General features: G+C 69.0%; 29 protein-coding genes and 2 tRNA genes. 24 read left to right on the forward strand and 7 right to left on the reverse strand.

The genetic code is table 11. The annotated features are described in order from the left end of the window. Window positions 1-100: 100 nt before the first annotated feature. The 8 genes from RIF65_RS05650 (at window position 101) to RIF65_RS05685 (ending at window position 6,900) form a co-directional block, all read left to right on the forward strand. Window positions 101-727, forward strand: coding sequence for a superoxide dismutase (locus tag RIF65_RS05650; protein WP_309066293.1), 627 nt, complete (start codon window positions 101-103; stop codon window positions 725-727). Window positions 728-831: 104 nt separating this feature from the next. Then, window positions 832-1,842 carry a type I glyceraldehyde-3-phosphate dehydrogenase gene (gene gap, locus RIF65_RS05655; RefSeq protein ID WP_309066292.1) on the forward strand — a complete coding sequence of 337 codons (1,011 nt, stop codon included), beginning with the start codon at window positions 832-834 and terminating at the stop codon, window positions 1,840-1,842. Between the two features lie 3 nt (window positions 1,843-1,845). Next, a complete protein-coding gene (locus RIF65_RS05660; protein WP_309066291.1) occupies window positions 1,846-3,060 on the forward strand; it encodes a phosphoglycerate kinase in 1,215 nt (404 codons plus the stop codon). Continuing rightward, the gene (tpiA, locus tag RIF65_RS05665; RefSeq protein WP_309066290.1) at window positions 3,051-3,842 is read left to right on the forward strand and encodes a triose-phosphate isomerase; all 792 of its coding nucleotides are present in this window, start codon (window positions 3,051-3,053) and stop codon (window positions 3,840-3,842) included. Before RIF65_RS05660 ends, tpiA begins: the two co-directional genes overlap by 10 nt. Before the next feature lie 84 nt (window positions 3,843-3,926). Continuing rightward, complete coding sequence (secG, locus tag RIF65_RS05670) at window positions 3,927-4,175, forward strand: preprotein translocase subunit SecG (protein ID WP_309066289.1); 249 nt, start codon at window positions 3,927-3,929, stop codon at window positions 4,173-4,175. Then, window positions 4,175-4,531 (forward strand): RNA polymerase-binding protein RbpA, encoded by a 357-nt coding sequence (locus tag RIF65_RS05675; RefSeq protein WP_309066288.1) that lies wholly within the window; start codon window positions 4,175-4,177, stop codon window positions 4,529-4,531. Before secG ends, RIF65_RS05675 begins: the two co-directional genes overlap by 1 nt. 87 nt (window positions 4,532-4,618) lie before the next feature. Continuing rightward, window positions 4,619-6,217, forward strand: a complete 1,599-nt coding sequence (locus RIF65_RS05680; protein ID WP_309066287.1) for a helix-turn-helix transcriptional regulator — start codon at window positions 4,619-4,621, stop codon at window positions 6,215-6,217. A gap of 146 nt (window positions 6,218-6,363) precedes the next feature. Further along, window positions 6,364-6,900, forward strand: a complete 537-nt coding sequence (locus tag RIF65_RS05685; RefSeq protein WP_309066286.1) for a hypothetical protein — start codon at window positions 6,364-6,366, stop codon at window positions 6,898-6,900. A gap of 539 nt (window positions 6,901-7,439) precedes the next feature. On the opposite strand, the gene RIF65_RS05690 is transcribed toward RIF65_RS05685, so the two are convergent. Then, a tRNA-Gly gene (locus RIF65_RS05690) sits at window positions 7,440-7,513 on the reverse strand. Between the two features lie 108 nt (window positions 7,514-7,621). Here RIF65_RS05690 and RIF65_RS05695 point away from each other — a divergent pair. From RIF65_RS05695 to RIF65_RS05760, 14 genes are all read left to right on the forward strand, one after another. Next, window positions 7,622-7,698 (forward strand) — tRNA-Pro (locus tag RIF65_RS05695). Window positions 7,699-7,756: 58 nt separating this feature from the next. After that, complete coding sequence (gene tig, locus RIF65_RS05700; RefSeq protein WP_309066285.1) at window positions 7,757-9,223, forward strand: trigger factor; 1,467 nt, start codon at window positions 7,757-7,759, stop codon at window positions 9,221-9,223. Window positions 9,224-9,292: 69 nt separating this feature from the next. Then, window positions 9,293-9,769: a tetratricopeptide repeat protein gene (locus tag RIF65_RS05705; RefSeq protein ID WP_309066284.1), complete on the forward strand. Its 477-nt coding sequence runs from the start codon at window positions 9,293-9,295 to the stop codon at window positions 9,767-9,769. An 83-nt stretch (window positions 9,770-9,852) separates the two neighbouring features. Continuing rightward, the gene (locus RIF65_RS05710; protein WP_309066283.1) at window positions 9,853-10,443 is read left to right on the forward strand and encodes an ATP-dependent Clp protease proteolytic subunit; all 591 of its coding nucleotides are present in this window, start codon (window positions 9,853-9,855) and stop codon (window positions 10,441-10,443) included. An 18-nt stretch (window positions 10,444-10,461) separates the two neighbouring features. Then, window positions 10,462-11,103, forward strand: coding sequence for an ATP-dependent Clp protease proteolytic subunit (locus RIF65_RS05715; protein WP_309066282.1), 642 nt, complete (start codon window positions 10,462-10,464; stop codon window positions 11,101-11,103). Between the two features lie 164 nt (window positions 11,104-11,267). Then, complete coding sequence (locus RIF65_RS05720) at window positions 11,268-12,203, forward strand: sugar-binding transcriptional regulator (protein ID WP_309066281.1); 936 nt, start codon at window positions 11,268-11,270, stop codon at window positions 12,201-12,203. Then, window positions 12,200-13,201 (forward strand): deoxyribose-phosphate aldolase, encoded by a 1,002-nt coding sequence (gene deoC / locus RIF65_RS05725; RefSeq protein WP_309066280.1) that lies wholly within the window; start codon window positions 12,200-12,202, stop codon window positions 13,199-13,201. Before RIF65_RS05720 ends, deoC begins: the two co-directional genes overlap by 4 nt. An 8-nt stretch (window positions 13,202-13,209) precedes the next feature. Continuing rightward, a complete protein-coding gene (locus tag RIF65_RS05730; protein WP_309066279.1) occupies window positions 13,210-14,652 on the forward strand; it encodes an aldehyde dehydrogenase family protein in 1,443 nt (480 codons plus the stop codon). After that, a complete protein-coding gene (locus RIF65_RS05735; RefSeq protein WP_309066278.1) occupies window positions 14,649-15,500 on the forward strand; it encodes an aldehyde dehydrogenase family protein in 852 nt (283 codons plus the stop codon). The genes RIF65_RS05730 and RIF65_RS05735 overlap by 4 nt, the downstream gene beginning before the upstream one ends. Window positions 15,501-16,046: 546 nt before the next feature. After that, entirely contained in the window at window positions 16,047-17,315 is a 1,269-nt protein-coding gene (clpX, locus tag RIF65_RS05740) for an ATP-dependent Clp protease ATP-binding subunit ClpX (protein WP_309066277.1), read from the forward strand. Window positions 17,316-17,321: 6 nt separating this feature from the next. After that, the gene (locus RIF65_RS05745; protein WP_309066276.1) at window positions 17,322-18,050 is read left to right on the forward strand and encodes a peptidase E; all 729 of its coding nucleotides are present in this window, start codon (window positions 17,322-17,324) and stop codon (window positions 18,048-18,050) included. Window positions 18,051-18,100: 50 nt separating this feature from the next. Continuing rightward, window positions 18,101-18,598, forward strand: coding sequence for an NUDIX hydrolase (locus tag RIF65_RS05750; protein WP_309066275.1), 498 nt, complete (start codon window positions 18,101-18,103; stop codon window positions 18,596-18,598). 91 nt (window positions 18,599-18,689) lie between these two features. Continuing rightward, a complete protein-coding gene (locus RIF65_RS05755) occupies window positions 18,690-19,733 on the forward strand; it encodes a fatty acid desaturase family protein (RefSeq protein ID WP_309066274.1) in 1,044 nt (347 codons plus the stop codon). Between the two features lie 15 nt (window positions 19,734-19,748). Next, window positions 19,749-19,949 (forward strand): ferredoxin, encoded by a 201-nt coding sequence (locus RIF65_RS05760; protein ID WP_309066273.1) that lies wholly within the window; start codon window positions 19,749-19,751, stop codon window positions 19,947-19,949. A gap of 24 nt (window positions 19,950-19,973) precedes the next feature. Here the strand turns inward: RIF65_RS05760 and RIF65_RS05765 are convergent, their stop codons facing one another. From RIF65_RS05765 to RIF65_RS05790, 6 genes are all read right to left on the reverse strand, one after another. After that, window positions 19,974-22,022 carry a M3 family metallopeptidase gene (locus tag RIF65_RS05765; RefSeq protein WP_309066272.1) on the reverse strand — a complete coding sequence of 683 codons (2,049 nt, stop codon included), beginning with the start codon at window positions 22,020-22,022 and terminating at the stop codon, window positions 19,974-19,976. 9 nt (window positions 22,023-22,031) lie between these two features. Next, window positions 22,032-22,778 (reverse strand): polyphosphate polymerase domain-containing protein, encoded by a 747-nt coding sequence (locus RIF65_RS05770; protein ID WP_309066271.1) that lies wholly within the window; start codon window positions 22,776-22,778, stop codon window positions 22,032-22,034. Then, a complete protein-coding gene (locus RIF65_RS05775) occupies window positions 22,775-23,410 on the reverse strand; it encodes a DUF4956 domain-containing protein (protein WP_309066270.1) in 636 nt (211 codons plus the stop codon). Before RIF65_RS05775 ends, RIF65_RS05770 begins: the two co-directional genes overlap by 4 nt. 94 nt (window positions 23,411-23,504) lie before the next feature. After that, window positions 23,505-24,173, reverse strand: coding sequence for a response regulator transcription factor (locus RIF65_RS05780; protein WP_309066269.1), 669 nt, complete (start codon window positions 24,171-24,173; stop codon window positions 23,505-23,507). Continuing rightward, complete coding sequence (locus RIF65_RS05785; RefSeq protein ID WP_309066268.1) at window positions 24,170-25,585, reverse strand: sensor histidine kinase; 1,416 nt, start codon at window positions 25,583-25,585, stop codon at window positions 24,170-24,172. The genes RIF65_RS05780 and RIF65_RS05785 overlap by 4 nt, the downstream gene beginning before the upstream one ends. Continuing rightward, window positions 25,569-25,877: a hypothetical protein gene (locus RIF65_RS05790; protein ID WP_309066267.1), complete on the reverse strand. Its 309-nt coding sequence runs from the start codon at window positions 25,875-25,877 to the stop codon at window positions 25,569-25,571. Before RIF65_RS05790 ends, RIF65_RS05785 begins: the two co-directional genes overlap by 17 nt. A gap of 119 nt (window positions 25,878-25,996) precedes the next feature. On the opposite strand from RIF65_RS05790, the gene RIF65_RS05795 reads away from it, so the two are divergent. After that, complete coding sequence (locus tag RIF65_RS05795; protein ID WP_309066266.1) at window positions 25,997-26,611, forward strand: ArsR/SmtB family transcription factor; 615 nt, start codon at window positions 25,997-25,999, stop codon at window positions 26,609-26,611. Continuing rightward, window positions 26,608-26,826 (forward strand): hypothetical protein, encoded by a 219-nt coding sequence (locus RIF65_RS05800; protein ID WP_309066265.1) that lies wholly within the window; start codon window positions 26,608-26,610, stop codon window positions 26,824-26,826. The genes RIF65_RS05795 and RIF65_RS05800 overlap by 4 nt, the downstream gene beginning before the upstream one ends. Window positions 26,827-26,833: the final 7 nt, after the last annotated feature.

Genomic DNA, 26,833 nt, shown 5'->3' on the forward strand with positions numbered 1-26,833 from the left:
GTTCGCGTCAGTAGGATGTGAACGTCTGCCCTGCGGCGCACTTCGGCGGTGCAGGGAATCGGCAAGCGCCGCGGCGCGGCGCGGATTGGATGAAATCGACATGGCGACCTACACGCTCCCCGACCTTCCGTACGACTACGCGGCTCTCGAGCCCCACATCAGCGCGAAGATCATGGAACTGCACCATGACAAGCACCACGCGACCTACGTCGCCGGCGCGAACACCGCGCTCGAGCAGCTGGCAGAGGCCCGCGAGAGCGGCAACCTCGCGAACGTGAACAAGCTCGAGAAGGACCTGGCCTTCAACCTCGGCGGCCACGTCAACCACTCGATCTTCTGGACCAACCTGTCGCCGGAGGGCGGCGGACAGCCCGAGGGCGAGCTGAAGGCGGCCATCGACGAGTTCTTCGGCTCGTTCGAGAAGTTCCAGGCGCACTTCACCGCTGCAGCGACCGGCATCCAGGGCTCGGGTTGGGCCGTGCTCAGCTGGGACCCGATCGGCGCGCGCCTGATCATCCAGCAGCTGTTCGACCAGCACGCGAACACCGCGCAGGGCACCGTGCCGCTGTTCCAGCTGGACATGTGGGAGCACGCCTTCTACCTCGACTACCTCAACGTGAAGGCCGACTACGTCAAGGCGGCGTGGAACATCGCCAACTGGCAGAACGTCGCGCAGCGGTTCGAAACGGCTCGCGAGAAGACCGCAGGCCTGCTGGTACTGTCGTAAACAAGACGGGCGTCCCGATGAGCGGAGCGCTCGTCGGGACGCCGTTGTCCACATATCCCCCGAAGAGAACGCGCGTTTCGCGCACTGAGACACAGGAGATCTGAGTGTCTGTCAAGATCGGTATCAACGGCTTCGGTCGTATCGGACGCAACTACTTCCGCGCGGCCCTCGCACAGAACGCAGACCTCGAGATCGTCGCGGTCAACGACCTCACCGACAACGAGACGCTGGCGCACCTGCTCAAGTACGACTCGGTCAGCGGCGTCCTCGACGCCGAGGTGAGCTTCGACGACGAGAGCATCACGGTCAACGGCAAGGCGATCAAGGCGTTCGCCGAGCGCGACCCCGCGAACCTGCCCTGGGGTGAGCTGGGCGTCGACATCGTCATCGAGTCCACCGGTTTCTTCACCAAGGCGGAGCTCGCGAAGAAGCACATCGAGGCCGGCGCCAAGAAGGTCCTCATCTCCGCCCCCGCCACCGGCGACGACGCGACCATCGTCATGGGCGTCAACGAGGAGACCTACGACCCCGAGACCGATCACATCATCTCCAACGCCTCGTGCACCACGAACTGCCTCGCCCCGCTGGCGAAGGTGTTCAACGACGCGTTCGGCATCGAGCGCGGCTTCATGATGACCGCGCACGCCTACACCGCCGACCAGAACCTGCAGGACGGCCCGCACAAGGACCTCCGCCGCGCCCGTGGCGCAGCGATCAACATCACCCCGGCCTCGACCGGCGCAGCCAAGGCCATCGGCCTGGTGCTGCCGGAGCTGAACGGCAAGCTCAGCGGCTCGTCCTACCGCGTGCCGGTCCCCACCGGGTCCATCGTCGACCTGACCCTCATCACCGACCGTGACGACCTCACCGTCGACGAGGTCAACGAGGCCTACCGCAAGGCGGCGGCCGAGGGCCGCCTCGCCGGGTACCTGCAGTACAACGAGGACCAGATCGTCTCGAGCGACATCGTGCACAACCCGCACTCGTCGATCTTCGACTCCACGCTCACCAACGTCAGCGGCAACCTGGTCAAGGTGTCCAGCTGGTACGACAACGAGTGGGGCTACTCGAACCGCCTCGTCGACCTGACCGAGTACGTCGCCGAGCGTCTCTGATCGATGGCTCTGCGCACCCTCGACACGCTGGGGTCGCTTGAAGGCAAGCGCGTCATCGTCCGTTGTGACCTGAACGTCCCGCTCCGGGACGGCGTCATCACGGACGATGGCCGCGTCCGCGCCTCCCTGCCGACCCTCAACGCCCTCATCAACGCCGGCGCACGCGTCATCGTGTGCTCGCACCTCGGCCGCCCCGACGGCGCGCCCGACCCGCAGTACAGCCTCGCCCCGGTGGCGCAGCGCCTCTCCGAGCTGCTCGGCAAACCCGTCGCGTTCGCCCGCGACACCGTCGGCGAGTCGGCGCACGAGGCGGTCGACGCCCTGGAGGACGGCGGAGTCGTCGTGCTGGAGAACCTGCGGTTCAACGCCGGCGAGACGTCGAAGGACGACGCCCAGCGCGGCGCCTTCGCCGCGCAGCTGGCCGAGCTCGGCGACGCACTCGTCTCCGACGGCTTCGGCGTCGTTCACCGCAAGCAGGCGAGCGTCTACGACCTGGCGAAGACCCTGCCCTCCGCCGCCGGCCTGCTCATCGCGGCCGAGCTGGACGTGCTGGACCGCCTCACCGAGAAGCCGGAACGCCCCTACACGGTCGTGCTGGGCGGCTCGAAGGTCAGCGACAAGCTCGGCGTGATCTCGCACCTGCTCCCTCGCGTCGACCGTCTCCTCGTCGGCGGCGGGATGCTGTTCACGTTCCTCGCCGCGGAGGGCCACGCCGTGGCATCCAGCCTCCTCGAGCAGGACCAGCTCGACACGGTGCGCGGCTACATCGCCGAGGCGAAGCAGCGCGGGGTGGAGATCGTGCTGCCCACCGATGTGGTGGTCGCCTCGAAGTTCGCGGCGGACGCCGAGCACGAGATCGCCGCGGCGGATGCCATCGAGCAGACGTCGTTCGGTGCCTCGGGCATCGGACTCGACATCGGACCCGACACGGCTGCGCGCTTCGCCGACGCGATCCGCGCGTCGAAGACGGTCTTCTGGAACGGCCCGATGGGCGTGTTCGAGTTCCCAGCCTTCGCCGCCGGCACCAAGGCTGTCGCGCAGGCGCTCACCGAGGTGGACGGACTCGGCGTCGTCGGCGGTGGCGACTCGGCCGCCGCCGTGCGCCAGCTCGGCTTCGACGACGAGCAGTTCGGCCACATCTCCACGGGCGGAGGCGCCAGCCTCGAGTTCCTGGAGGGCAAGAAGCTACCCGGACTGGAGGTCCTCGGATGGCAGTGAACACCCGTACCCCGCTGATCGCGGGGAACTGGAAGATGAACCTCGACCACCTGCAGGCGGTCGCGACGGTGCAGAAGCTGCACTGGACCCTGAAGGATGCCGGGCACGAGGGCGACTCCGTCGAGGTGGCGGTGTTCCCGCCGTTCACCGACATCCGCAGCGTCCAGACGCTCATCGACGCCGACAAGATCCCGTTCGCCCTCGGTGCGCAGGATATGTCCGCGCATGATTCGGGCGCGTACACCGGTGAGGTGTCGGGCGCCTTCCTGGCGAAGCTCGGCGTGCGGTACGTCATCATCGGCCACTCCGAGCGGCGCGAGTACCACGCGGAGAGCGACGACGTCGTGAACGCGAAGGTCAAGGCCGCCATCCGCAACGGCCTGATCCCGGTGATCTGCGTGGGCGAGACGGCCGAGGACCTGGAGCGTTTCGGCGCCAGTGCTGTCCCGGCCGGGCAGCTCGAGAAGGCGCTGGAAGGCGTGTCGGCGTCGTCCGACATCGTCGTGGCGTACGAGCCGGTCTGGGCGATCGGCTCTGGGCAGGCGGCCACGCCGTCGCAGGCGCAGGACGTGTGCGCGGCACTGCGCAAGGTGCTCGCGAACATCCTCGACGAGGACGCCGCGGCCCGCACACGCGTGCTGTACGGCGGGTCGGTGAAGTCCGGCAACATCGCCAGCTTCATGCGCGAACCCGACGTCGACGGCGCTCTCGTGGGCGGTGCGAGCCTGGTGGTGGACGAGTTCGCCGCCATCGTCCGCTTCGAGAAGCACGTCGGCGTCTGAGCGCGGCGGGGCGGCCGTCCGGCCGCCCCGCCCTATAATTGACCGCTAGGCGGACCGTTCGGTCGGCCGTGAAAGGCTTCTCTCGTGCAGGTTCTCGAGTTCGTTCTGCAGGTGCTGCTGGGTATCAGCAGTGTGCTGCTGACGCTCCTCATCCTTCTTCACAAGGGCCGCGGTGGCGGTCTGTCCGACATGTTCGGGGGCGGCATGTCCGCCGCAGTGGGCTCCTCGGGCCTCGCCGAGCGCAATCTCAACCGGTTCACGGTCGTGCTGGCGCTGGTGTGGTTCGTGTCGATCGTCGCCCTCGGCCTCATCACGAAGTTCCAGGTGATCTGATGGCTACCGGAGGAAACGCGATCCGTGGCACCCGAGTGGGTTCCGGCCCGATGGGTGAGCAGGACCACGGTTACCACGCCGACCGCATCGCCGTGTCGTACTGGGACGGACTCGGCAACGAGACCGTCCGCTACTTCGCCGCCGGTCTGCCGGAGGAGGAGATCCCCGACATCATCGACCACCCGCACAGCGGGCTGCCGGCGGGGCGTGACAAGGACAACCCGCCCGCACTGGCGAAGGCGGAGCCGTACAAGACGCACCTCGCATACGTGAAGGAGCGCCGCACCGAGGAAGAGGCTGAGCAGCTTCTGCAGGACGCGCTCACGCAGCTTCGTGAACGACGCGGTCAGGTCTGATACGGCGAGAGCCGAGCACGGGGGATAGAGCACCGGAACACGACGACCATCTGGGGAGGGCGACGCAGCACTCAGGAGGAGACCCAGGTGGCGGGCGAAGATCCCTACGATCCCGATCGCGCGTTCGACGCGATGTCACAGGCTCTTGCCTCCGGAGACCCCGCCCGCATCGCGCAGGTGGTGGACGACTACGCGTGGACGTTGGCCGCTCACCATCACGGACTCCTCGAAGAGGCGCTCCGGGTGATCCCGAGCGAACTGTTCGAGCGGTTCGAGCGGCTGAAGCTCGTCCATCCCGTCGCCTCCGTGCTGGCGCGGATGTACCCGAAGCCGCCGGCCGCGCGTGACAAGGTGGACGTCCTCGCGCTGAGCGACGACGAGCTGAACGAGCACCTCCTCAAGCAGGTGATCGCTCGTCGTCTGAGCGGCGACGTGAAGTCCGCGGTGGACGTCGCGGAGCGGCTCGAGGAGCGGCTCGAGCGCGGGGGCGGCACGGGGCGCCTGGTTGAGCGGTGCCCGGTCGGGCAGGTCAGCTTCCAGCTCGGCGTGACCTATCTTCTCGACGGACAGACGCAACGAGCGCTCAGTTCGTTCAGCCTCGCCGGGCAGCTGTCCGCGCTCGCGCCCGGGTATCCCCTCCAGCGCGACTGCGTGGTGCGTTCGGCGGTCACGCACGCCCTGCGCGGAGCAGTGCGGCACGCGGAACGCGCGCTCACCGCCGCCAGGCAGCTGCCGTCTCCGCCGCCATTCTTCGCGTCGTACACCCAGACGGCGGAGAACATCGCGGCCGCGTTCATCGAGGTCGAGCGGCTCGGGCCGGACGCCGAGTCCCGAGTCGCCGCACTCGAGTCGTACGACGCCATCGATGAGCTGTGGCCGCTGATCGCGTTGGTGCGCGCGCGGTTCGAGCTCGCACGGGCACACCCGATGGCGGCACTGGAGGAGATCTCCATGGCCTTCGCGACGCATACCTGGAGCAAGGACACTCTCGCCGACGACGTCCGCGTGTCATGCACGGCGGAGTCGTTCCTGTCCCTCGGTGAGGTCGCGTCCGCGAGGTCGGTGTGCGAGGAGGCGTCAGGGCGGCTGCCGCTCTCGCAGATCGCGATGATCCGTGTTCTCATCCACGAGGGGCGCTTCGCGGAGGCGGCCAGGGCGTGCCGCAGGCTCAGAGGTGCACGCGAAGTGTCGCCGGCGACGCGCGCGCACGCGATCCTGCTGCGCGCCTGGGTCGCGTTCGAAGCCGACGGCGCGATCGATCCGTCCGAGGCTCTCGCGATCGCGCGCATCGCTTGGACCGGCGACTTCCGCCGCATGTTCACCACCGTCCCGCAGGCGCTCATCGAAGCCATCCACGAGCGGATCCCGGAGCAGGAGTCGGCGAGGCTGGCGAACGTGCTCGAGGGGCTGGAGTTCGCCGCTCCGCTGCCCGAGCGTCCACGGCTGTCGCCGAGCGAGATGAACGTCCTCAACGAACTGGCGCGGTCGACCAAGACCGCCGAGATCGCGGAGCGCCTGCATGTCACTCCCAACACAGTGAAGACGCAGCTCGCGTCGATCTACCGCAAGCTCGGAGTGCGCAGCCGAGCGGATGCCATCACCGCCGCCACCCGTATGAACCTGATCCGGGGTGAGGCGGATGAAGGGCATCGATCGCTGGACGCCGCAGGGGTGAACCGAGGGTGATCGCGGCGTGATCCGCGGGACGTGGGCGTGTGAAGTCCGTGGAGCCCGCAGCTCGGGGTGTCGCGCCGCGCGTAGCGTGGAAGTCCGGCCGGTGGGGAACCGTCAGCGTGCGGCCGCAGACCAACCCATCGAGTCGAGGAGTGTCAATGCCGCAGCAACCGTCGGGACGCCGGGAAGAGGCCGTGCTCTCCGCATGGGAGAAGCCCGTCGTGGCCTCGAGCGCGACCGTGCCCACGATCGCCGGGTTCGTCCTCACCCGTTCGGCGCTGCACCGCGTCGAGTACCGGTGTGATGACGGCCGCTGGCTGTTCGAGTTCTCGACGCAGACGAGCCGGATCACCAGCGTGGTGATGCAGTCCGGCTGGGCCGGGTCGCATTCGTTGCAGAGGCTGGGTGACAGCGACGACTGGGTCATCGTGTTGCCGAACGCCCGCGAGCATTTCGGCGCGCCCGGCTGCCACGGCGCCCTGCAACGACTCACGGACGACGGGACCGTGTTCACCATCACGTACGAGGGTGGCGAGGCGGAGGAGTTCGCGATCGCGAACTTCCACGGCCCGCTCCACCTGGGCAGGGGAGAGGGCTCCGACCACGCCGAGAGCCGGACCCGCCGTCGCAGTCCGGCCGTCCACAGCCGCGGGTTGCGTCCGCGGAGCGCGGCCAGGGTGATGACCGCCGAGTGACCGTGACGTGACGCCGTGGGTGATATCCGCCGCGCGCACCCCAGATGCACGACGAGCAGTGGTCGGATGAGGGTGCGACCGTCCGGTCGTGCGTCGCCGCGTGCGGCGCGGGTGCGCACCGTCCCCACGGTTCCCCGGGTGCGCACCCGAGGCGGGGTCGTCCCCAGCGACCCCGCCTCCCACACCGGCGCCGCGCGGAGCCTCTCGCGGCGTGGGCCCGCGAACCGCGTTCGCGCCGCCTGCGGCGGTGCTCGATCGACGACCGGACGTGATGCGACCCGTGGGGGCTGATGCGTTGCGTCTCGGGCGCGCTTCGCGCGTCCTCGCTCAACGACCGGGAAGCGGCGGGCTCGCTCAACGACCGAGAGTGTGGAGGGGCTGACGGGTCCCCACCGCTGCTCCACGCGTCGCTGCGCGCCGCGCGGAGCCTCTCGCGGCGTGGGCCCGCGAACCGCGCGGGCTGCGCCGCTGTTCGATTCCCGGCTCTGCCCGATAACGAAATCAAGGCCCCCGCCTTGCGGCGAGGACCTTGATTTCGTTGGAGGGGCTGACGGGAATCGAACCCGCGTCATTAGTTTGGAAGACTAAGGCTTTACCATTAAGCTACAGCCCCGCGTCGGCCCGACCCGTGAGCACGGCCGACGTGTCAAGCATAGCGGACGGCGGAGCGGGCTCCGTCCGTTAGACTCGTGGAGGCCGTTCCCGTGCGCGCGGGTTCAACCGGGGCGTAGCTCAGCTTGGTAGAGCGCCCGCTTTGGGAGCGGGAGGTCGCAGGTTCAAATCCTGTCGCCCCGACCAGTACCCGAGACTTCACGACCGCGCCGTCGCGCGGAAACCACAAGGAGAACACACCAGCATGGCCATCAGCACCGTCGAGAAGCTGTCCCCGACTCGGGTGAAGCTCAGCATCACGGTCACCCCGGAAGACCTCAAGCCCAGCATCGAGCACGCGTACGAGCACATCGCTCAGGACGTGCAGATCCCCGGCTTCCGCAAGGGCAAGGTCCCGGCGCCGATCATCGACCAGCGCATCGGCCGCGGTGCGGTCATCGAGCACGCCGTGAACGAGGGCCTCGACGGTTTCTTCCGCCAGGCCGCTGCCGAGCACAAGGTCCGCATGGTGGGCCGTCCGTCCGCGGACATCACCCAGTGGCCGAACGAGAAGGACTTCTCGGGTGACCTGCTCGTCGACATCGAGGTCGACGTCCGCCCGGAGATCGAGCTTCCCGCCCTCGAGGACATCACCCTCACCGTCGACGCCATCGAGACCGACGAGGCCGCGATCGACGCCGAGCTCGACCGCCTGCGCGCCCGCTTCGGCACGCTGATCCCCGTCGACCGCCCGGCCGCCAAGGGCGACTTCGTCGAGCTCGACCTGACCGCTTCGATCGATGGCAACGAGATCGACCGCGCCGACGGCGTGTCCTACGAGATCGGCTCCGGTGAGCTGCTCGACGGCATCGACGAGGCCATCGAGTCGCTGACCGCCGGCGAGCAGACCACCTTCCGCTCCAAGCTCGTCGGCGGCGACCACGCCGGCGAAGAGGCCGAGGTGTCCGTCACCGTCAAGGCCGTCAAGGAGCGCGAGCTGCCCGAGGCCGACGACGACTTCGCGCAGATGGCGAGCGAGTTCGACACCATCGCCGAGCTGCGCGAGAGCCTCGCCGAGCGCGTTGCCCAGCAGGGCGTCTTCACCCAGGGTGCTGCCGCGCGCGACAAGCTGATCGAGACGCTGCTCGAGAAGATCGAGATCCCCGTGCCGCCGCAGCTCATCGAGGACGAGGTGCACAACCACCTCGAGGGCGAGGGTCGTCTCGAGGACGACGAGCACCGCGCCGAGGTGACCGAGGCCAGCGAGAAGCAGTTCCGCACCCAGGTGCTGCTGGACACCATCGTCGAGAACGCCAACGTGCAGGTCTCGCAGGAGGAGCTCAGCCAGTACCTCATCCAGTCGGCCGCGCAGTACGGCATGGCTCCGCAGGAGTTCGTCGAGGCGCTGCAGGGTGCCGGCCAGCTGCCCGCTCTCGTGGGTGAGGTCGCTCGCAACAAGGCCCTCGCGACCGCGCTCGCCAAGGTGAAGGTCATCGACAGCAGCGGCAAGGCCGTCGACCTGTCCGAGTTCATCGGCGACGTCGAGGACGAGGAGTCCGCTGACGCCGCGGAGGAGGCAGCGGCCGACGAGACGTCGGCTGAGCAGAGCTCGACCGAGGAGTCACCGGCCGAGGCCGAGGAGAAGCCGGCTGCCAAGAAGAAGGCCCCGGCGAAGAAGGCTCCCGCGAAGAAGACCGCCGCGAAGAAGGACGACGCCGAAACGGCCGAGTGATCGCGGATCGATTCGATTCAGGAGGGGCGGATGCTGCGGCATCCGCCTCTCCGCTTCTCCGGAGGACTCATGGATGAGTGGCAGCTGCGCGTCGACGCCGTCTGGGCGGACGGCTCGCTGAGCGACCGGGATCGCATCGCGCGGATCGACGAGCTCGCCCGTGACTGTGACGACGAGGCCAGGGCCCTCTTCGAGCGTGCGGGTGCGCGCGACTCGGCGGGCCTGGAGGCCGAGGCTGAACCGCTGTACCGGAGTGCCCTCGAACTCGGGCTGCCCGAGGACCTGCGCTCTCAAGCGGTCATCCAGCTGGCCAGCACGCTGCGGAACCTCGGTCGCGTGGCCGAGAGCCTGGATCTGCTGCGGGCCGAGCGCGAGCGCGGCGGGCCGCTCGCCGACGCGGCATCCGCGTTCTACGCGCTCTCGCTCGCCACCGCCGGCGACCCGCTCGCCGCCACGTCGGTCGCCCTGGAGGCGCTGGCACCGCATCTTCCGCGTTACAGCCGGTCGGTGTCCGGCTACGCCAGGGAGCTGTGTCCGCCACGCTGATATGCCGACGGCGAACAACGACCGGGCGCCCCTGCCGACGCCGGTAGATTCGAGATCACCGAAACACGGAAACAGGAGCTGACATGGCTGAACCCCTGGTCGCGACGAGCGTCTTCGACAGGCTGCTCAAGGATCGCATCATCTGGCTGGGCTCTGAAGTGCGGGACGAGAACGCGAACGAGATCTGCGCCAAGATCCTGCTTCTCGCCGCCGAGGATCCCGAGAAGGACATCTACCTCTACATCAATTCGCCCGGTGGCTCGATCACGGCGGGCATGGCCATCTACGACACCATGCAGTTCGTGCCGAACGACATCGTGACCGTCGGTATCGGAATGGCGGCCTCGATGGGTCAGCTTCTGCTGACCAGCGGCACGAAGGGCAAGCGGTACATCACGCCGAACGCGCGCGTGCTCCTGCACCAGCCGCACGGCGGCTTCGGCGGCACCGCGAGCGACATCCAGACGCAGGCGCAGCTCATCCTGTCGATGAAGAAGCGCCTCGCCGAGATCACCGCGGCGCAGACCGGCAAGACGGTCGAGCAGATCAACGCGGACGGAGACCGTGACCGCTGGTTCACCGCCGACGAGGCGCTGGAGTACGGCTTCGTGGACCACATCCGCGAGCACGCCAGCGACGTCACCGGCGGCGGCGGAACCGGCGCGGACAAGTAAGGCAGGAACAGGACGCACATGTACACACCCACCTTCCGCTCTGCCGGCAACCTGCCCTCGAGCCGCTACATCCTCCCGCAGTTCGAGGAGCGCACCGCGTACGGCTTCAAGCGCCAGGACCCCTACAACAAGCTGTTCGAGGACCGCGTGATCTTCCTCGGCGTGCAGGTCGACGACGCCTCGGCCGACGACGTGATGGCGCAGCTGCTCGTGCTCGAGAGCCAGGACTCCGAGCGCGACATCACGATGTACATCAACTCGCCTGGCGGATCGTTCACCGCGATGACGGCGATCTACGACACCATGCAGTACGTGGCGCCGCAGATCCAGACCGTCGTCCTCGGCCAGGCCGCGTCCGCGGCCGCGGTGCTGCTCGCGGCGGGTACGCCCGGCAAGCGCCTGGCCCTGCCCAACGCGCGCGTGCTGATCCACCAGCCGGCAATGGGCGAGGCCGGCCACGGCCAGGCGTCCGACATCGAGATCCAGGCCACCGAGATCATGCGCATGCGCACCTGGCTGGAGGAGACTCTCGCCAAGCACACGCACAAGACCGCGGAAGAGGTCAACCGCGACATCGACCGCGACAAGATCCTCTCCGCCGAGGACGCGCGGGCGTACGGCATCGTCGACCAGGTGCTGACCAGCCGCAAGCGCGCCTGACCCGGCGCACGACGCCCCCTCACCTCCCCGCGAGGTGAGGGGGCGTCGTGCGTACCGCGGCGCTCACGCGGATGCGCGGCGCATCCGGCATCCGCTGCGCATATGCGCACGAAGGTGCGCGTGTGGGGGAATCCTCCTACGCTGGATGCGGGAAGGAGGATGCCGTGGACGACGAACTGCTCGCGGTGCGCGTGGCCGAGCTGTACTACGACGAGGGCAAGACGCAGGACGAGATCGGCGCCCTCCTGAAGATCTCGCGTTGGAAGGCCGGGCGGCTGCTCACACAGGCGCGCGAGCGCGGCATCGTGCGGATCGAGATCGTGCACCCGCGCGCGCGCCGGCTCGGGCTCGAGCGCGAGCTCGCCCAGCGCTTCGACCTCGCGGATGCCGTCGTCGTGCCGGCCGCAGATGACCCGGGCGCCGTGCTGGACCGCGTCGCCCAGGCGGCGGCCGACCACCTCGCCGCCTTCCGCCCCGTCCCGCGAACGCTCGCGGTGAGCTGGGGGCGCACGCTCACCGCTGTCGCCGAGGCACTCCCGGACGGTTGGGCCAACGGCGTCACGGTCGTCCAGGCGAACGGGGGAGTGAGCCTGAACCGCCGCTCCGGGGGAGCCGCGAGCCTGGCCGCGACCATCGCGCAGCGCGCATCCGGTCAGGTCGTGCTGCTTCCGAGCCCCGCGATCCTCGAGCGCGTGGAGACCAAGCGTGCCATCGAGTCCGACCGCACGGTGGCGGGCATCCTCGACCAAGCGGCGCACGCGGATGCGTTCCTGTTCTCGGCCGGACCGGCGGACCGTACGTCGGCACACGTGGAGCACGGCTACCTCACCGCGGACGACGTCGCGGAACTCGCCAGACGCGGCGCCGTCGGCGACCTGCTGGGCCGCTACATCGACGCGGACGGCAACATCGTGGACCCGGCGCTGGACGCCCGCACGGTCGGCATCGCACTGGACCGCCTGCGCGACGCGCGTCGTGCCGTGTTCGTCACCGCCGGCGCCGCCAAGCACGACATCGCGCGTACAGTCGTGAGCAACGGCCTGTGCACCGTGATCATCACAGACGAGAACACTGCCCGAGCACTGCTGGAGGAACGATGACGACCAAGGAACTCACCCGCCGCGGCGTGGTGGACGTGCTCGGCGGGGAGCCCGACGACGCGACGTTGCGGCGCTTCCTGCACGGACTGCCGGGCGTCGACGCCGTCGGCCTCGAGCAGCGCGCGGCCGCCCTGGGCACACGGTCCATCAAGACGTCCTCGAAGGCGTGGGCGCTGGACCGGATCATCTCGCTGATCGACCTCACCACCCTCGAGGGCGCCGACACGGCGGGCAAGGTGCGCTCGCTCGTGTCCAAGGCGAAGACCCCCGACGCGTCCGACCCGACCTGCCCGCGTGTCGCCGCCGTCTGCGTGTACGGCGACATGGTCGGCCACGCCGTCGACGCGCTCGGGTCGATGCACGGCGACCCCGACGACGGGCTGATCTCGGTCGCGGCAGTCGCCACCGCGTTCCCCTCCGGGCGCGCCTCACTCGACATCAAGCTCGCGGACACCGCGGATGCCGTCGCGGCCGGCGCCGACGAGATCGACATGGTCATCGACCGTGGGGCGTTCCTGGAAGGTCGCTACGGCTTCGTATTCGACCAGATCGCCCGCGTCAAGGAGGCCTGCCGACGGGAGGACGGCAGCTACGCCTCGCTCAAAGTCATCATGGAGACCGGCGAGCTCAACACGTACGACAACATCAAGCGCGCGTCCTGGCTGTCGATCCTCGCCGGGGGCGACTTCATCAAGACGTCCACCGGCAAGGTGCAGCCCGCCGCCACGCTTCCCACCACCCTGCTCATGCTGGAGACGGTGCGCGACTGGTATCGGTTCACGGGGGAGAGGATCGGCGTGAAGCCCGCCGGCGGCATCCGCTCGTCGAAGGATGCCATCAAGTACCTCGTGACCGTCGCCGAGACCGCGGGGGAGGAGTGGTTGCAGCCGCACCTGTTCCGCTTCGGCGCCTCCAGCCTGCTCAACGACGTGCTGCTGCAGCGGCAGAAGATCACCACCGGACACTACTCCGGCGCCGACTACCTCACCATCGACTAAGGACGAACATGTCATTCCTCGAATACGCGCCCGCGCCCGAGTCGAAGGCGATCCTCGCGCTCCGCGACAGCTACGGGCTGTTCATCGGCGGCGAGTTCGTCGACGGGTCCGGCCCCGCGTTCCACACCATCTCGCCCGCGGACGAGAGCCGCATCGCCGAGATCTCCTCCGCCTCGGAGGAGGATGTGGACCGCGCCGTCGCTGCCGCACGTCGCGCCTACGACAAGGTGTGGTCGAAGATGAGCGGACGCGACCGCGGCAAGTACCTGTTCCGCATCGCGCGCCTCGTGCAGGAGCGAGCGCGAGAACTGGCGGTCGCCGAGAGCCTCGACAACGGCAAGCCGATCAAGGAGAGCCGTGACGTCGATGTGCCGCTGGTCGCGGCCTGGTTCTTCTACTACGCCGGCTGGGCCGACAAGCTCGACTACGCCGGTCTGGGGGCGAACCCGCGCGCCCTCGGTGTCGCCGGTCAGGTGATCCCGTGGAACTTCCCGCTGCTGATGCTGGCCTGGAAAGTGGCCCCGGCGCTGGCCGCGGGCAACACCGTCGTGCTCAAGCCCGCCGAGACCACGCCGCTCACCGCGCTGATCTTCGCGGAGATCCTGCAGCAGGCCGATCTCCCGGCCGGCGTCGTGAACATCATCACCGGCGCCGGTGCGACCGGCGCGTCCCTGGTGCGGCATCCCGCCGTCGACAAGGTCGCGTTCACGGGATCCACAGCGGTGGGGCGCGACATCGCCAAGGCGATCGCGGGCACCGACAAGAAGGTCACCCTCGAGCTCGGCGGGAAGGCAGCGAACATCGTCTTCGACGACGCGCCGATCGACCAGGCGATCGAGGGCATCGTCAACGGCATCTTCTTCAACCAGGGGCACGTCTGCTGCGCCGGCAGCAGACTGCTGGTGCAGGAATCGATCCACGACGAGGTCATCGACCGCCTCAAGCAACGTCTATCCACGCTGCGGCTGGGCGACCCGCTCGACAAGAACACCGACATCGGCGCCATCAACTCCGCCGCACAGCTGGAGCGCATTCGCGAACTGAGCGACATCGGTGAGGCGGAGGGCGCCGAGCGGTGGACGGCGGAGTGCGCGATCCCCGAGAAGGGCTTCTGGTTCGCCCCGACCATCTTCACCGGCGTCGAGGCCTCGCACCGCATCGCTCGCGACGAGGTGTTCGGCCCGGTGCTCTCCGTGCTCACCTTCCGCACCCCGGCCGAGGCGATCGCGAAGGCGAACAACACCCCGTACGGGCTGTCCGCCGGCATCTGGAGCGACAAGGGTTCCCGCATCCTCGCCGTCGCCGACCGCCTGCGCGCCGGCGTGGTGTGGGCCAACACGTTCAACCGCTTCGACCCGTCGAGCCCGTTCGGCGGATACAAGGAGTCCGGTTACGGCCGCGAGGGCGGTCGGCACGGTCTCACCGCCTACCTGAAGGGAGCCTCGGCATGAGCAAGCGCCTCACCGTTCCGAAGACGTACAAGCTCGCGATCGGCGGCGCCTTCCAGCGCAGCGAGTCGGGGCGCACCTACCAGGTCGTCTCGCCCAAGGGCGCGTTCCTCGCGAACGCCGCCAAGGCGTCGCGCAAGGACGCCAGGGATGCCGTGGTCGCGGCGCGTGCGGCCGTGAAGGGGTGGTCGGGAGCGACCGCCTACAACCGCGGCCAGGTGCTGTACCGCGTCGCAGAGATCCTCGAGGGTCGTCGGGCGCAATTCATCGACGAGATCGTCGATCAGGAGGGCGTCTCCTCCGGCGCGGCGGCGACCCAGGTGGACGCCGCGATCGACCTGTGGGTCTGGTACGCCGGCTGGTGCGACAAGTACGCGCAGGCGACCGGCAACGCGAACCCCGTCGCCGGGCCGTACTTCAACATCTCGGTGCCGGAGCCGACCGGCGTCGTCGCGGTCATCGCGCCGCAGGACTCCGCCCTGCTCGGCATGGTGTCAGCCATCGCGCCGGCGCTGGTTACCGGCAACGCCGTGGTCGCCGTCGCCAGCGAGCGGTTCCCGGTCTCGGCCATCAGCCTCGCTGAGGTGCTCGCCACCAGCGACGTGCCGGGCGGAGTCGTCAACATCCTGACCGGCTCGCCGGCCGAGATGGCCCCCTGGCTCGCCTCGCACGCCGACGTGAACGCGATCGACCTCGCCGGTGCGGGCGACCTCGACTGGGTCGACCTCGAGGTCGCCGCCGCCGACACGCTGAAGCGCGTGCTGCGTCCCGGTCCGGTCGAGGTCAGTCTCGATCGGATCACGGCCTTCACCGAGACCAAGACGGTGTGGCACACCAAGAGCCTCATCTGATGTGTGAGTGCAGACTGAGGTGCGAGTGAGGATTGTGAAGCCCCCACTACCGGATCCGAGCCTCCGCGCGTTCGTCGATGGCCTTGGAGCGCTCTCGTTGGGAGGAGAGCCTGTCGGGCATGTCGCAACGACAGTCGGGGAGTTTTGGAGTCCGTTCAGTCCGCTTCGGATGCAGTGGTGGGTCTGGTACATCATCATCTGGTCCGACGGTACGCGTGAGCGCTCGACCGAGGACTATCCGCCTTGGTCGGCCGTGACCGAGATGCGGAACGGATACCTGGACGTGCAAGGCAGCAACCGAGACGGTCGATACGACTTCTCTTGGCTAGACGCAGACGAAGCTGCCGCGGAGCGGAAACGTCTCGACATCACCCCTGGGGACTTCTGATCCCAGACCGTGTGGCACACCGAGAGCCTGGAGTGATCCGAGCCGGACGTCTTCTGCTCAGGGCGGATCGGCGCGCCCCGGGCACGCCAATCCGCCCTGGTGTCCGACGGGGCGGTTAGGCTCGAAGCACGATCTCTTGATCCCTGAGGAGGACGCGCATGGCACGTATCGGTGAAAGCGCTGACCTGTTCAAGTGCTCATTCTGCGGAAAGAGCCAGAAGCAGGTGCAGCAGCTCATCGCCGGTCCCGGCGTGTACATCTGCGACGAGTGCGTCGAGCTGTGCAACGAGATCATCGAGGAGCGCATGGCGGAGGCAGGCAACGGCCCGGTCGCCGATTTCGACCTGCCCAAGCCGCGTGAGATCTTCAGCTTCCTCGAGGAGTACGTCGTCGGTCAGGAGCCGGCCAAGAAGGCCCTGGCGGTGGCGGTGTACAACCACTACAAGCGCGTCCGCGCTCGTGGGACGCTGCAGCCGGCCGAGCAGAAGGCCGACGACATCGAGATCGCAAAGAGCAACATCCTGCTCATCGGCCCCACCGGCTGCGGCAAGACGTACCTGGCGCAGACGCTCGCGAAGCGGCTGAACGTGCCCTTCGCCGTCGCGGACGCCACCGCGTTGACCGAGGCCGGCTACGTCGGCGAGGACGTCGAGAACATCCTCCTCAAGCTCATCCAGGCCGCCGACTACGACGTGAAGCGCGCCGAGACCGGCATCATCTACATCGACGAGGTCGACAAGATCGCCCGCAAGGCCGAGAACCCCTCGATCACCCGTGACGTGTCCGGCGAGGGTGTGCAGCAGGCGCTGCTGAAGATCCTGGAGGGCACGGTCGCCTCGGTTCCGCCGCAGGGCGGCCGCAAGCACCCGCACCAGGAGTTCCTCCAGATCGACACCACGAACGTGCTGTTCATCGTGGCCGGCGCGTTCGCCGGTCTCGAGGACATCGTCTCGTCGCGCGTCGGCAAGCACGGCGTCGGCTTCGGTGCTCCGCTGCACGACAAGGGCAAGGACCTCGACCTGTTCAGCGAGGTGCTGCCGGAGGATCTGCACAAGTTCGGTCTCATCCCGGAGTTCATCGGCCGTCTGCCGGTCGTCGCCTCGGTGTCCCCGCTCGATCAGCAGGCGTTGATCGACATCCTCACCGGGCCGCGCAACGCTCTGGTCAAGCAGTATCAGCGCATGTTCGAACTCGACGGCGTGCAGCTGGAGTTCGAAGAGGACGCGCTGCGGTCGATCGCAGACCTCGCCGTCGAGCGCAAGACCGGCGCCCGCGGCCTGCGCGCCATCCTGGAGGACGTCCTCGGACCGATCATGTTCGAGATCCCGTCCACCGACGACGTGGCGAAGGTCATCGTGACGAAGGCGGCTGTCGACGACGGCGCACCGCCCACCATCGTGATGGAGCGCAAGCGCAAGAGCGCCTGACCCGGCATGACCAACAGCCGGGTCCAGGGCACCGTCGTCGCGCTCGGCGGCGGAGGCTTCTCGATGTCAGACGACGGTCGCTCGGCGATCGACGACCACATCCTCGAGCTCGCGGACTCCTCGCGTCCGAAGGTGTGCTTCGTGCCGACCGCGAGTGGCGACTCCGTCGACTATGCGCGTCGCTTCGAGGCGGCCTTCGCCGGTCGTGCAGAGGCGCGCGTGCTCTCGCTGTTCGGCAATGCCGTCCACGACTACTCCGACCCCCGGGCTCTGCTCGATCAGGATGTCGTGTACGTCGGCGGAGGGTCGACGGCCAACCTGCTCGCCATCTGGCGGCTGCACGGAGTGCCGGCGATCCTGCGCGAGGCCATGGCCGCCGGAACGGTCGTCGCCGGGATCAGCGCGGGAATGAACTGCTGGTTCGAAGGATCGTCGACCGACTCGTTCGGCCCGCTCGCCCCGCTGCCCGACGGCCTCGGCTTCGTCGCCGGGTCGGCATGCCCGCACTACCTGGGTGAGCCGGGTCGCCGGCAGAAGTACCTGGACTGGGTCGGCTCGGGCACACTGCCCGAGGGCTGGGCCGCTGATGACTACACGGCGGTCGTCTTCCGGGACGGCGAGGTCGAGGAGGCGATCGCCGAGCGCGAGGGCCGCCACGTCCGACGGGTCGTGCGCGACGGCGATCGCGGGGTCGAGCAGGCTGTGGCCACCCGACTCCTGTCCGGGTCCCGGTGATGGACGACCATCGGAAGCCGGGGCTCTGGGTCACCAGGAGCCGGAGACAGGTGATCTCCGACCCGTGGATCACCCTCTGGTCGGACGAGTGCCTGACGCCGGACGGGATCGTCGTCGCGCCGTACTACGTGCTCGACCCGGCCGACTGGATCTCCGTGCTCGCCATGACAGCGGACGGTGATGCGATCGTCGTCGACGAGTACCGTCACGGTGCGGGCATCATCGCGCTGGGCACGATCGGAGGAGCCGTCGAACCGGGCGAGGAGCCCGTCGACGCCGCGGCGCGCGAACTCCTCGAGGAGACCGGCTGCCGCGCCGACGAGATCGTCGACCTCGGCGCGACCTGGGCGAACTTCGGCAACCACACCAACCGCGTGCACCATTTCCTCGCCCGCGGGTGCCGGGAGGTGGCCGCTCAGGCACTCGACGAGACGGAATCGATCGCCGTGCACAGGCTGCCACTGGGGAGCCTGGGCGGCAGGCTGGAGCAGAGTTTTCACCAGCTCACCTGGTACAAGGCCGTGGCGTGGCTCGCCTCCCAGTCGTAATGCGGTGGCACCCGCCGCGTCGGTGCTAGCGAACATCGGCGACGGAATCCAGGGGCTCCCTCGCCGTCTCGCGCATCCGTATCATCGGCGCATGCTCGGTGAGAAGTACACGGAGGCCTTTCACCGGTTGGCCGCAGAGGTCAACGCGGCTGGCCTCATGCGCAGAAGACACGGTTACTACTGGTTCCAGATCCTGTTCTGGATCGTGGTCACCGCGGGGGTGCTCGTGGGTGTGGCGGTGCTCGGCGACTCGTGGCTGCAGCTGCTGCTCGCGGCCGTGATGGGCCTCGCGATGGCGCAGCTGGGCTTCCTCGGCCACGAAGCGGCGCACCGGCAGGTGTTCCAGTCGGACCGTTGGAACGAATGGACGGCCAGGATCATCGCGGGGCTCGTGACGGGTCTCAGCTACGGCTGGTGGATCGGCAAGCACAACCGTCATCACGCGAATCCGAACAAGGAGCGGGAGGATCCCGACTCCGAGTCCGGCGTGCTGTCTTTCACACCCGAGGGCACCGACCGGCGGACGGGCCTGGCGGCGAAGCTCGCGCGCTTCCAGGGCTACTACTTCCCGCCGCTGCTGCTGTTCGAGGGGTTCTCTCTGCACGTCGACTCCGTGCGCAACATCCTGTTCGGCAAGAACGTGCACGTCCGGTGGCTGGAGGTCGTGTTCACCGGCATCCGTCTCATCGGGTTCGTCGCGTTCTTGTTCCTGATGCTGCCGCCGCTGCTCGCGGCGGGGTTCATCTTGGTCCAGGTCGGTGTCTTCGGGTTCCTGCTCGGCGGCGCTTTCTCCCCGAACCACATCGGCATGCCGACGGTGCCGCACGACGCCGACATCGACTTCCTCCGGCGGCAGGTGGTGATGTCACGCAACGTGCGGGGCGGGCCCGTCGTGCACTTCCTCATGGGTGGGCTGGAGTATCAGATCGAGCACCACCTCTTCCCGCGGGTGCCGCGGCCGAACCTGCCCGGCGTGCAGAGCATCGTCCGCCGATACTGCCGGGAGTACGGCATCCGCTACACCGAGACCACCCTCGGGGAGGCGTTCCGCACCATCATCGCGTACCTCAACCAGGTCGGACTGAAGAACCGCGACGCGTACCGGTGCCCGCTGGTGCAGGTGTACCGCGGCTGATGGGAGGGAGAGGTCATGAAGGTCACCGTGAACCCGACCACCTGCATCGCCTCCGGCAACTGCAGCCGCACCGCCCCGAACGTGTTCGCGAACCGGCCACAGGACGGCGGGTTCGTCAGCGTCCTCGACGAGCACCCGCCCGAGCGGGAGTGGTCTGCCGTCCGCGAGGCCGAGATGCTGTGCCCGTCGGCCACGATCCACGTCCGGGAGGACTAGGAGCCTCGGCGAGCACGTCCGAGGTCATCCTTCCAGCCCCCGGCGCTTCAGCAGAGGACCGATCTCGGCGTCGTGGCCCCGGAAGTCACGGTAGGCCTGCAGCGGATCCTTCGCACCGCCGACACCGAGCAGGCGGGACCGGAACCGGTCGCCGTTGGCGCGCGTGAGTCCGCCGTTCTCACGGAACCACTCCACGGTGTCGGCATCGAGCACCTCACTCCAGATGTAGGAGTAGTACCCGGCGCTGTACCCGCCGGAGAAGACGTGGGCGAAGTACGTCGACGAGTACCGGGTCGGCACGGCCGGGTCGTTCAGGCCGATGTCGGCGAGCGCGGACGCCTCGAAAGCGGCGACGTCGTTCACAAGCTCCTCCGGCGTCAGCCGGTGCCACGCCAGGTCGAGCCACGCGGCGGCGAGGTACTCACTGGTGGCGTGGCCCTGGTCGAACGTTCCGCTGGCGCGCAGCCGCTCGACGACGCCCGGGTCGAGCGGCTCACCCGTCTCATGATGGCGGGCGTAGTTGTCGAGCACCTCGTCCCAGAGGATCCACATCTCGTTCACCTGACTGGGGAACTCCACGAAATCCCGGAACACGTTCGTGCCGGCGAAGTGGGGATAGTCGACCCGGGCGAACAGGCCGTGCAGAGCGTGGCCGAACTCGTGGAACAGCGTCGTCACTTCGTCAAGCGTCAGCAGCGTCGGCTGCGCGTCGGCGGGCTGTGGGACGTTCAGGTTGTTCACCACGATCGGGAGTGTGCCGCGCAGCGCCGACTGGCTGACGATCGAGTTCATCCACGCCCCACCGCGCTTCGAATCGCGCGTGTAGAGGTCGAGCACGTACAGGCCCACCGCCGAGTCGTCCTCGTCGTGCACCTCGAACACGCGGGCGCCGGGATGATAGGAGGGGATGTCGGGCCGTTCGGTGAACGTCACCCCGTACAGGCGCGTCGCGGCGAAGAACACACCGTCCTGCAGGACCCGCTCGGCCTCGAACCAGGGGCGCAGCGCCGCGGTGTCGATGTCGAAGCGCTGCGTGCGCAGCCGCTCGGTGTAGAACGCCCAGTCGTGCGCTTCCAGCGCGAACGGCTCCGCCTCTGTCTCGTCGATGATGCGCTGCAGCGCCGCCCGCTCCGCCGTCGCGTTCCGCGCGGCGGCCGGCGCCAGTCCACGCAGCATCCGCTCCACAGCCTCGGGGGAGCCGGCCGTCTCGTCGGCGGTCACGTACGCGGCGTGCGAGGAGTATCCCAGAAGCGCCGCCCGCTCGGCGCGGAGGCGCACGATCTCCGCCACGACCTCCCGGTTGTCGTGCGCATTGCCACGCGAACCCCTGGCGCGTGATGCCGCCATGATGCGGCGCCGGCTCTCGCGCACCTGCAGGGCCGCGAGATACGGATGGCCGGTGAACAGCGGCAGTGTGACCAGATAGCCATCCAGGTCGCGGTCAGCTGCCGCTCGCCGCGCAGCGCCGACCTCACCGTCGGACAGTCCGCGCAGCTGCTCGATGCCGTCGAAGCGGATGGCCAGCTGGTTCGTGTCCTCGAGCAGGTTCCGCTCGAAGGTCGTGCTCAGCGACGACAGTCGCTGATTCAGGGCGGTGAGGCGCTCCTTCGCCGCCTCATCGAGTCCCGCGCCCGCGTGCGTCATCTCGCGGAAGTGTCGCTCGACGAGGTAACGCTGCTCCGGCGACAACTCGAGGGTGTCGAGCTGCGCGTGCAGCTGGGACACCCGCCAGTACAGCTCGGCATCCAGGCGGATGGCGTCGACATGGGCGGCCATCAGCGGCGCGAGCTGCTCGTCGACGGACTGGATCTCAGGCGTGGCGTCCGCCGAGCTCACTGTGTAGAACGCGTGCGACACCCGCTCCAGCAGTTCGCCGCTGCGCTCCAGCGCCTCGATCGTGTTGGCGAACGTGGGCGTCGAGCGCGCCGCGGTGATGCGCCGCACCTCGGCGAGGTGCTCCGCGAACGCGGCACGGAACGCCGGCAGGTAGTCCTCGGGGCGGATCGCCATCCAGTCGGGCATCCGATAAGGCAGGACGGGCGGAGCGAGCAGCGGATTGTCGGCGGCGGTCATCCTCCGAGCCTAGGACGACGGCTCGCCCCAGTACCGTCGCCGCAGACGCACCCAGTCGTGCCCGCGCAGCTGCGGATACAGCAGCGACGCGGCAAGGCAGTACTTGCTGACGCTGTGGGGCCGGATGCCGGCATGCAGCAGCATCCGATCGAGCTCCGACGCGCCTCCAGAGGTCTTCGTCTCGACCAGCACGTCGTCGGGCCCCGCGATCCGGCATCCGTTCCGCTCGAACGCGAGGTCGACGTCCAGAGTGAGGCGCTGATCGCCCACCACGATCGTGGAACGGCGGTAGAAGGTGTCGAGCACGGGATGCAGCAGAGCGGCGTCCTCCCCGAGGCGCCCCGCGACGAACGTGCGTCCGGCTGCGCCCAACGCACCGGATCGGTTCGGATCGTGCGGGATCCGCTCCTTAACCGTGAGACCGCGGAGTCCCTTCGATTTCACCTCGAGCCGGCACGCGCCGGAGTCGCTGTACGTGCGCGTGCGGACCTTGAAGCGGTGCCGCCGGCGCTGGGCGTGCTGACGATAGAGCGTGAACGACGGGGTGTCGAAGTAGGTGGTCGCGTAACGGAACGTGCGTCGTCCCGCGATCTCGAGCGCTCGCGGCCGTCCACTCAGCCGGGTGATCGCCGCGGCGAGCACCCGGCGCGGCACGAAGTACTTCCGGTCCACCCGGTTCAGCAGCTCGGCGGCATCCTCCAACTCCGCGAGCGAGATCGGCGGGAGTGCGTCGAGGGCGTCCGGTAGCGCGTTCACGCGGGCACCTCCTCCCGCTCCGCACGCGGCGCCTCAGCCCGGCGCGGCACGGCGGTCGGCCGCGCCCGGTCGAGAACGACCGTCTTGCTCGACGCCGCCCGGTACCGCACGTCGACCAGTGTCGTCTCGCGCACGAGATCCAGCTCCAGCACTTCCACGCGAACCAGCGACGCGTTCAGCAGGGCGGCCACTGCGGCCTCCAGGTCGCGCTCATCCGGGTACGCACGATCCAGCATCACGGTGTGATGCCGGGTCCGTCCCGCCGCCCAAGGTGCGTCGACGACGAACATGACCGCGAGCATCACCGCAGACAGTGCCGGGGTGACCCATTCCGGCGTGGGACGCAGGCCGGCCAGCAGCCCGAGCGCCAGCGCGACGAAGTAGTACGCGATCTCCTGCTGGGTGATCTGGTCGGAGCGCAACCGGATGATCGACAGGATGCCGAACAGCCCGATGCCGAGTCCGATGCCGACCTCCACAGAACCGAGCGCGATGGTCACCGCGAGCACGCCCACGTTGAGCGCGACGTACGACAGCAGCAGATCTCGGCGCCGGTGGCGGCGGAAGTACAGCGCGTAGGCGAGGACGACGATGGCGACCAGATCGGTGACGATGGCGATGACGAGTGACATGACGGCTCCTCCGAAGTCGATAAGCCGATCCTCGTGCTCGCCGATGAGGGCGGTATGAGCCGTGCATGAGAGAGTTCACATCCGGCGGGGCCGGTCAGTGCGGGGCCGAACGCAGCCGGTACCCGGCGCCGCGCACCGTTTCGAACCGGTCCGCGCCGAGCTTGGTACGCAGGTAGCGCACGTACACGTCGACCACGTTGGAACCCGGATCGAAGTCGAACTCCCACACCCGGCTGAGCAGCTGCTGGCGGGTGAGCACCTCGTCGGGGTGCCGCAGAAACGTCTCGAGCAGCGCGAACTCGCGCGTCGTCAACTCGACGGTCCGGCCGTCGACGGTGGCCCGCCGGGTGCGCAGATCGAGGGCGAGATCTGCGACGCGCAGCACGACGGACTCGACGGATGCCGCCGACGCGAGCCGCAGCCGGATGCGCGCCATCAGCTCGTCGAACGCGAAAGGCTTGCGCATGTAGTCGTCCGCTCCGCCGGACAGACCGGCGACGGTGTCCTCGACGGCGTCACGCGCGGTCAGGATGATGATCGGCAGATCGACGCGTTCGCTGCGCAGGCGACGCAGCACGGTGAAACCGTCCATGCCGGGCAGACCGATGTCGAGCACCATGAGGTCGAACTCGCCGGTGCGGGCAAGCTCCACCGCCGCGGCGCCGTCGGCGACCGTCTCGCACCGGAAGCCCTCCGCCCGGAGCCCCTTCTCGATGAACGATGCGATCCGCTCCTCGTCCTCGGCGAGCAGGATGCGGTTCATCGCCCACCCTCTTCGGCCGTCAGTGGCAGGTCGAGCGTGAACGTCGCGCCCTCGCCCGGCGCCGACACCAGACGCACCGCGCCGCCGTGCGCCTCGGCGATCCTGGCGACGATGGCGAGACCCAGCCCGGTGCCCGCTGCGCGTCGCGGCGCGGATCCGCGGGCGAAGCGCTCGAAGAGGTGCGGCTGCTCCGCCTCCGGGATGCCCCGCCCGTCGTCACGGACCCAGAGGGTCAGCCTGCCGGCCGCCGTCGCACCGCCGATGGCGATCGTCTGCCCCGGTCCGGTGTGGTCGACGGCGTTCGCCGCGAGTTGCAGCAGCGCCTGCGCCAAGCGCTGCCCGTCGGCGACGACCGTGCCTTCCGGCACGGCATCCAGCGACCAGGCGCGATCGCCGAGGGCCGTGGCCTTCGCCAGTGTCTCGACCACGAGGTCGGCCACGTCGACAGGCGTGCGCACCAGGAAGTCAGGGCGTTCGCTGCGTGCCAGCAGGATCAGATCGTCCACGAGCCGCGACGTGCGCCGCAGCTCGTCGTCCACCAGCCGCAGCGTCTGCGCCCGATCAGCGGGATCCTCTCCCATGACGTCCAGGTGCCCGCGGACGACGGTGATCGGCGTCCGCAACTCGTGGCCCACGTCGTCGAGGAACCGCCGTTGACCGTCGAACGCGGCCTGCACCCTGTCCAGCATCCGGTTGAAGCTGACGGCCAGCTGCGCGACGTCGTCGCTGCCGACGACCCCGATGCGGCGATCGAGGTCGCCCGCGCCGATCTCGGATGCCGCCCGCTGCACCTCCCGCACCGGGGTGAGGGCGCGCCCGGCCACGAGCCAGCCGGCGGCGCCGGCGAGGACGAGGGCGAACAGCGCCGCGGCCGACATGGTGAGGATCGTGGACCACGCCTCCGCACGAGCCGGGCCGAGGAACTCGACGATCACGAACACGCCGTCCGCCGGGTCCCCGGCGATCCGCACCGGGATCGCGGCGTACGCAACAGGGCCGGCCGCCGTATCGGCACGTCCGCTGCGCGGCGTTTCGGCGCGCGCGACCTCCGCGACGAAGCGATCGTCCAGGTCCAGCCGGGCGAGGGGCTCGGCGTGGCTCCGGCGGTCCGCCCTGCCGTCGATCACGGTGAAGAACGTCTCGTACTGCTCGGGCACGCTGCCGGCGAGATGCGCGGTCAGCATCTCGCGGACGCCGCCGACGCCGGTGGTCGCGGCGTCGAACGCGGACGCCCGCAGCTTCTCGGTCTCATGCTCCAGTTCGGCCGCCGCGTTCGCCTCGATGCGGGCGAACAGGGTGCGGCCGGTGACGAGGACGATGGCGCACAGCGCGAGGGCGACCACGAACAGCGTCGCCGCGAGGATCCGGGCGCGAACCGGCAGCCCGCGCGCGCCGTCACTCCGCGGAGTCATCGTCCTCCTCCGGGTCGTCCTCCACGTCGTCCGGATCGTCCCCGGCATCCGGCGGCGGTGGCGGCGCCACGGTCTCGGCGGGCGGAGGGGAGGGAACGGGCGGCTGCCGGCTCGGCGACGACGGTGCGGTCGGGGTCGGCGCCGGGGCCGTCGACTCCGCGGGGGAGGGGGTCACCACGATCTCGCCGCCGAGCCGAGGCTCCGGGGCAGCGAGCAGCTGATCGGCGGCCCACCACGTGCCCAGCAGCAGGGCGGCGCCGATCGGTGCGCTGAGATAGGCCCATCGTGCCACGCGTCCAGTCTGCTCGTTCGTCGCGCGGCACGGGGACGGATGAGAGAGTTCTCATGTTGCAAAGCTTCTTTTGCAAAGAGTCGCTTGCAAAGAATCATTTGCAAAGCTATCTTGGGAACATGACCGAACAGCAGCAGGGACGCACCCTCGACGCCGGCGCGTTGAAAGCGCTGGCGCACCCCATCCGTGTGCGGATCTACGACATCCTCAGCGAGCGCGGCCCGCAGACCGCGAGTTCGCTGGCGCAGCTGATCGGCGAAACCTCCGGGTCGACCAGCTACCACCTGCGCGCGCTGGCCGCGCACGATCTGATCCGGGAGATGCCCGGGCGCGGAACCGGGCGGGAGCGCTGGTGGGAGCGGCCCAAGGGCCGCGTGATGCTCCCAGGACCCGACGACACCATGTCGCCGGCGAACCGCGCGGCCGCGCAGATCGTGACCTCGGAGTTCTTCCGCCTGCGGCACAACACGCTGATGGAGTACTTGAACCGGGTCGACACGGACCAACCGGAGGAGTGGCGCGACGCGGGACTCGTCACGACCACGATGCTCGACCTCACTGCCGAGCAGATGACCGAGCTGAAAGCCGAGATCACCGCCCTCGTCGACCGGGCGGTGGAGCGCTACCGCGGGCAGGAGGAGCTGCCCGGCACTCGGCGCGTGTCCCTTCGTACCGAGATCTTCGACCTTCCCGCGGCGAACACCCGCGGTACGATCCCCGAGGAGCGACCATGACCGGTGCAAGCCTTCACCTGGCAACCCCGACCCGCATGGAGCGGGCACTGCAGCGCGTGGCCGACGCGCTCACCGGCTACGTCGAGCACCGCATCGCCGCACGTGCCGCGCGCCGTGCCCGCGCCGTGGAGCTGCTTCAGGAGCAGCGCCGGCACGCACCGGGTCCTCGCGAGCTGGACGCCGCGCTGCTGCTGATGGGGTCGCGGCCGCGCTGATCTCCGA

It is taken from the genome of Microbacterium sp. (genome assembly GCF_031180975.1).
Classification (GTDB): Bacteria; Actinomycetota; Actinomycetes; order Actinomycetales; family Microbacteriaceae; genus Microbacterium.

Coding starts and splice junctions, on each gene's coding strand:
- RIF65_RS05650 (WP_309066293.1), top strand. CDS start 101: ATGGCGACCTACACGCTCCCCGACCTTCCGTACGACTACGCGGCTCTC.
- RIF65_RS05660 (WP_309066291.1), top strand. CDS start 1,846: ATGGCTCTGCGCACCCTCGACACGCTGGGGTCGCTTGAAGGCAAGCGC.
- tpiA (WP_309066290.1), top strand. CDS start 3,051: ATGGCAGTGAACACCCGTACCCCGCTGATCGCGGGGAACTGGAAGATG.
- RIF65_RS05675 (WP_309066288.1), top strand. CDS start 4,175: ATGGCTACCGGAGGAAACGCGATCCGTGGCACCCGAGTGGGTTCCGGC.
- RIF65_RS05685 (WP_309066286.1), top strand. CDS start 6,364: ATGCCGCAGCAACCGTCGGGACGCCGGGAAGAGGCCGTGCTCTCCGCA.
- tig (WP_309066285.1), top strand. CDS start 7,757: ATGGCCATCAGCACCGTCGAGAAGCTGTCCCCGACTCGGGTGAAGCTC.
- RIF65_RS05705 (WP_309066284.1), top strand. CDS start 9,293: ATGGATGAGTGGCAGCTGCGCGTCGACGCCGTCTGGGCGGACGGCTCG.
- RIF65_RS05710 (WP_309066283.1), top strand. CDS start 9,853: ATGGCTGAACCCCTGGTCGCGACGAGCGTCTTCGACAGGCTGCTCAAG.
- RIF65_RS05715 (WP_309066282.1), top strand. CDS start 10,462: ATGTACACACCCACCTTCCGCTCTGCCGGCAACCTGCCCTCGAGCCGC.
- deoC (WP_309066280.1), top strand. CDS start 12,200: ATGACGACCAAGGAACTCACCCGCCGCGGCGTGGTGGACGTGCTCGGC.
- RIF65_RS05730 (WP_309066279.1), top strand. CDS start 13,210: ATGTCATTCCTCGAATACGCGCCCGCGCCCGAGTCGAAGGCGATCCTC.
- RIF65_RS05735 (WP_309066278.1), top strand. CDS start 14,649: ATGAGCAAGCGCCTCACCGTTCCGAAGACGTACAAGCTCGCGATCGGC.
- clpX (WP_309066277.1), top strand. CDS start 16,047: ATGGCACGTATCGGTGAAAGCGCTGACCTGTTCAAGTGCTCATTCTGC.
- RIF65_RS05745 (WP_309066276.1), top strand. CDS start 17,322: ATGACCAACAGCCGGGTCCAGGGCACCGTCGTCGCGCTCGGCGGCGGA.
- RIF65_RS05755 (WP_309066274.1), top strand. CDS start 18,690: ATGCTCGGTGAGAAGTACACGGAGGCCTTTCACCGGTTGGCCGCAGAG.
- RIF65_RS05760 (WP_309066273.1), top strand. CDS start 19,749: ATGAAGGTCACCGTGAACCCGACCACCTGCATCGCCTCCGGCAACTGC.
- RIF65_RS05765 (WP_309066272.1), bottom strand. CDS start 22,022: ATGACCGCCGCCGACAATCCGCTGCTCGCTCCGCCCGTCCTGCCTTAT.
- RIF65_RS05775 (WP_309066270.1), bottom strand. CDS start 23,410: ATGTCACTCGTCATCGCCATCGTCACCGATCTGGTCGCCATCGTCGTC.
- RIF65_RS05780 (WP_309066269.1), bottom strand. CDS start 24,173: ATGAACCGCATCCTGCTCGCCGAGGACGAGGAGCGGATCGCATCGTTC.
- RIF65_RS05785 (WP_309066268.1), bottom strand. CDS start 25,585: ATGACTCCGCGGAGTGACGGCGCGCGCGGGCTGCCGGTTCGCGCCCGG.
- RIF65_RS05795 (WP_309066266.1), top strand. CDS start 25,997: ATGACCGAACAGCAGCAGGGACGCACCCTCGACGCCGGCGCGTTGAAA.
- RIF65_RS05800 (WP_309066265.1), top strand. CDS start 26,608: ATGACCGGTGCAAGCCTTCACCTGGCAACCCCGACCCGCATGGAGCGG.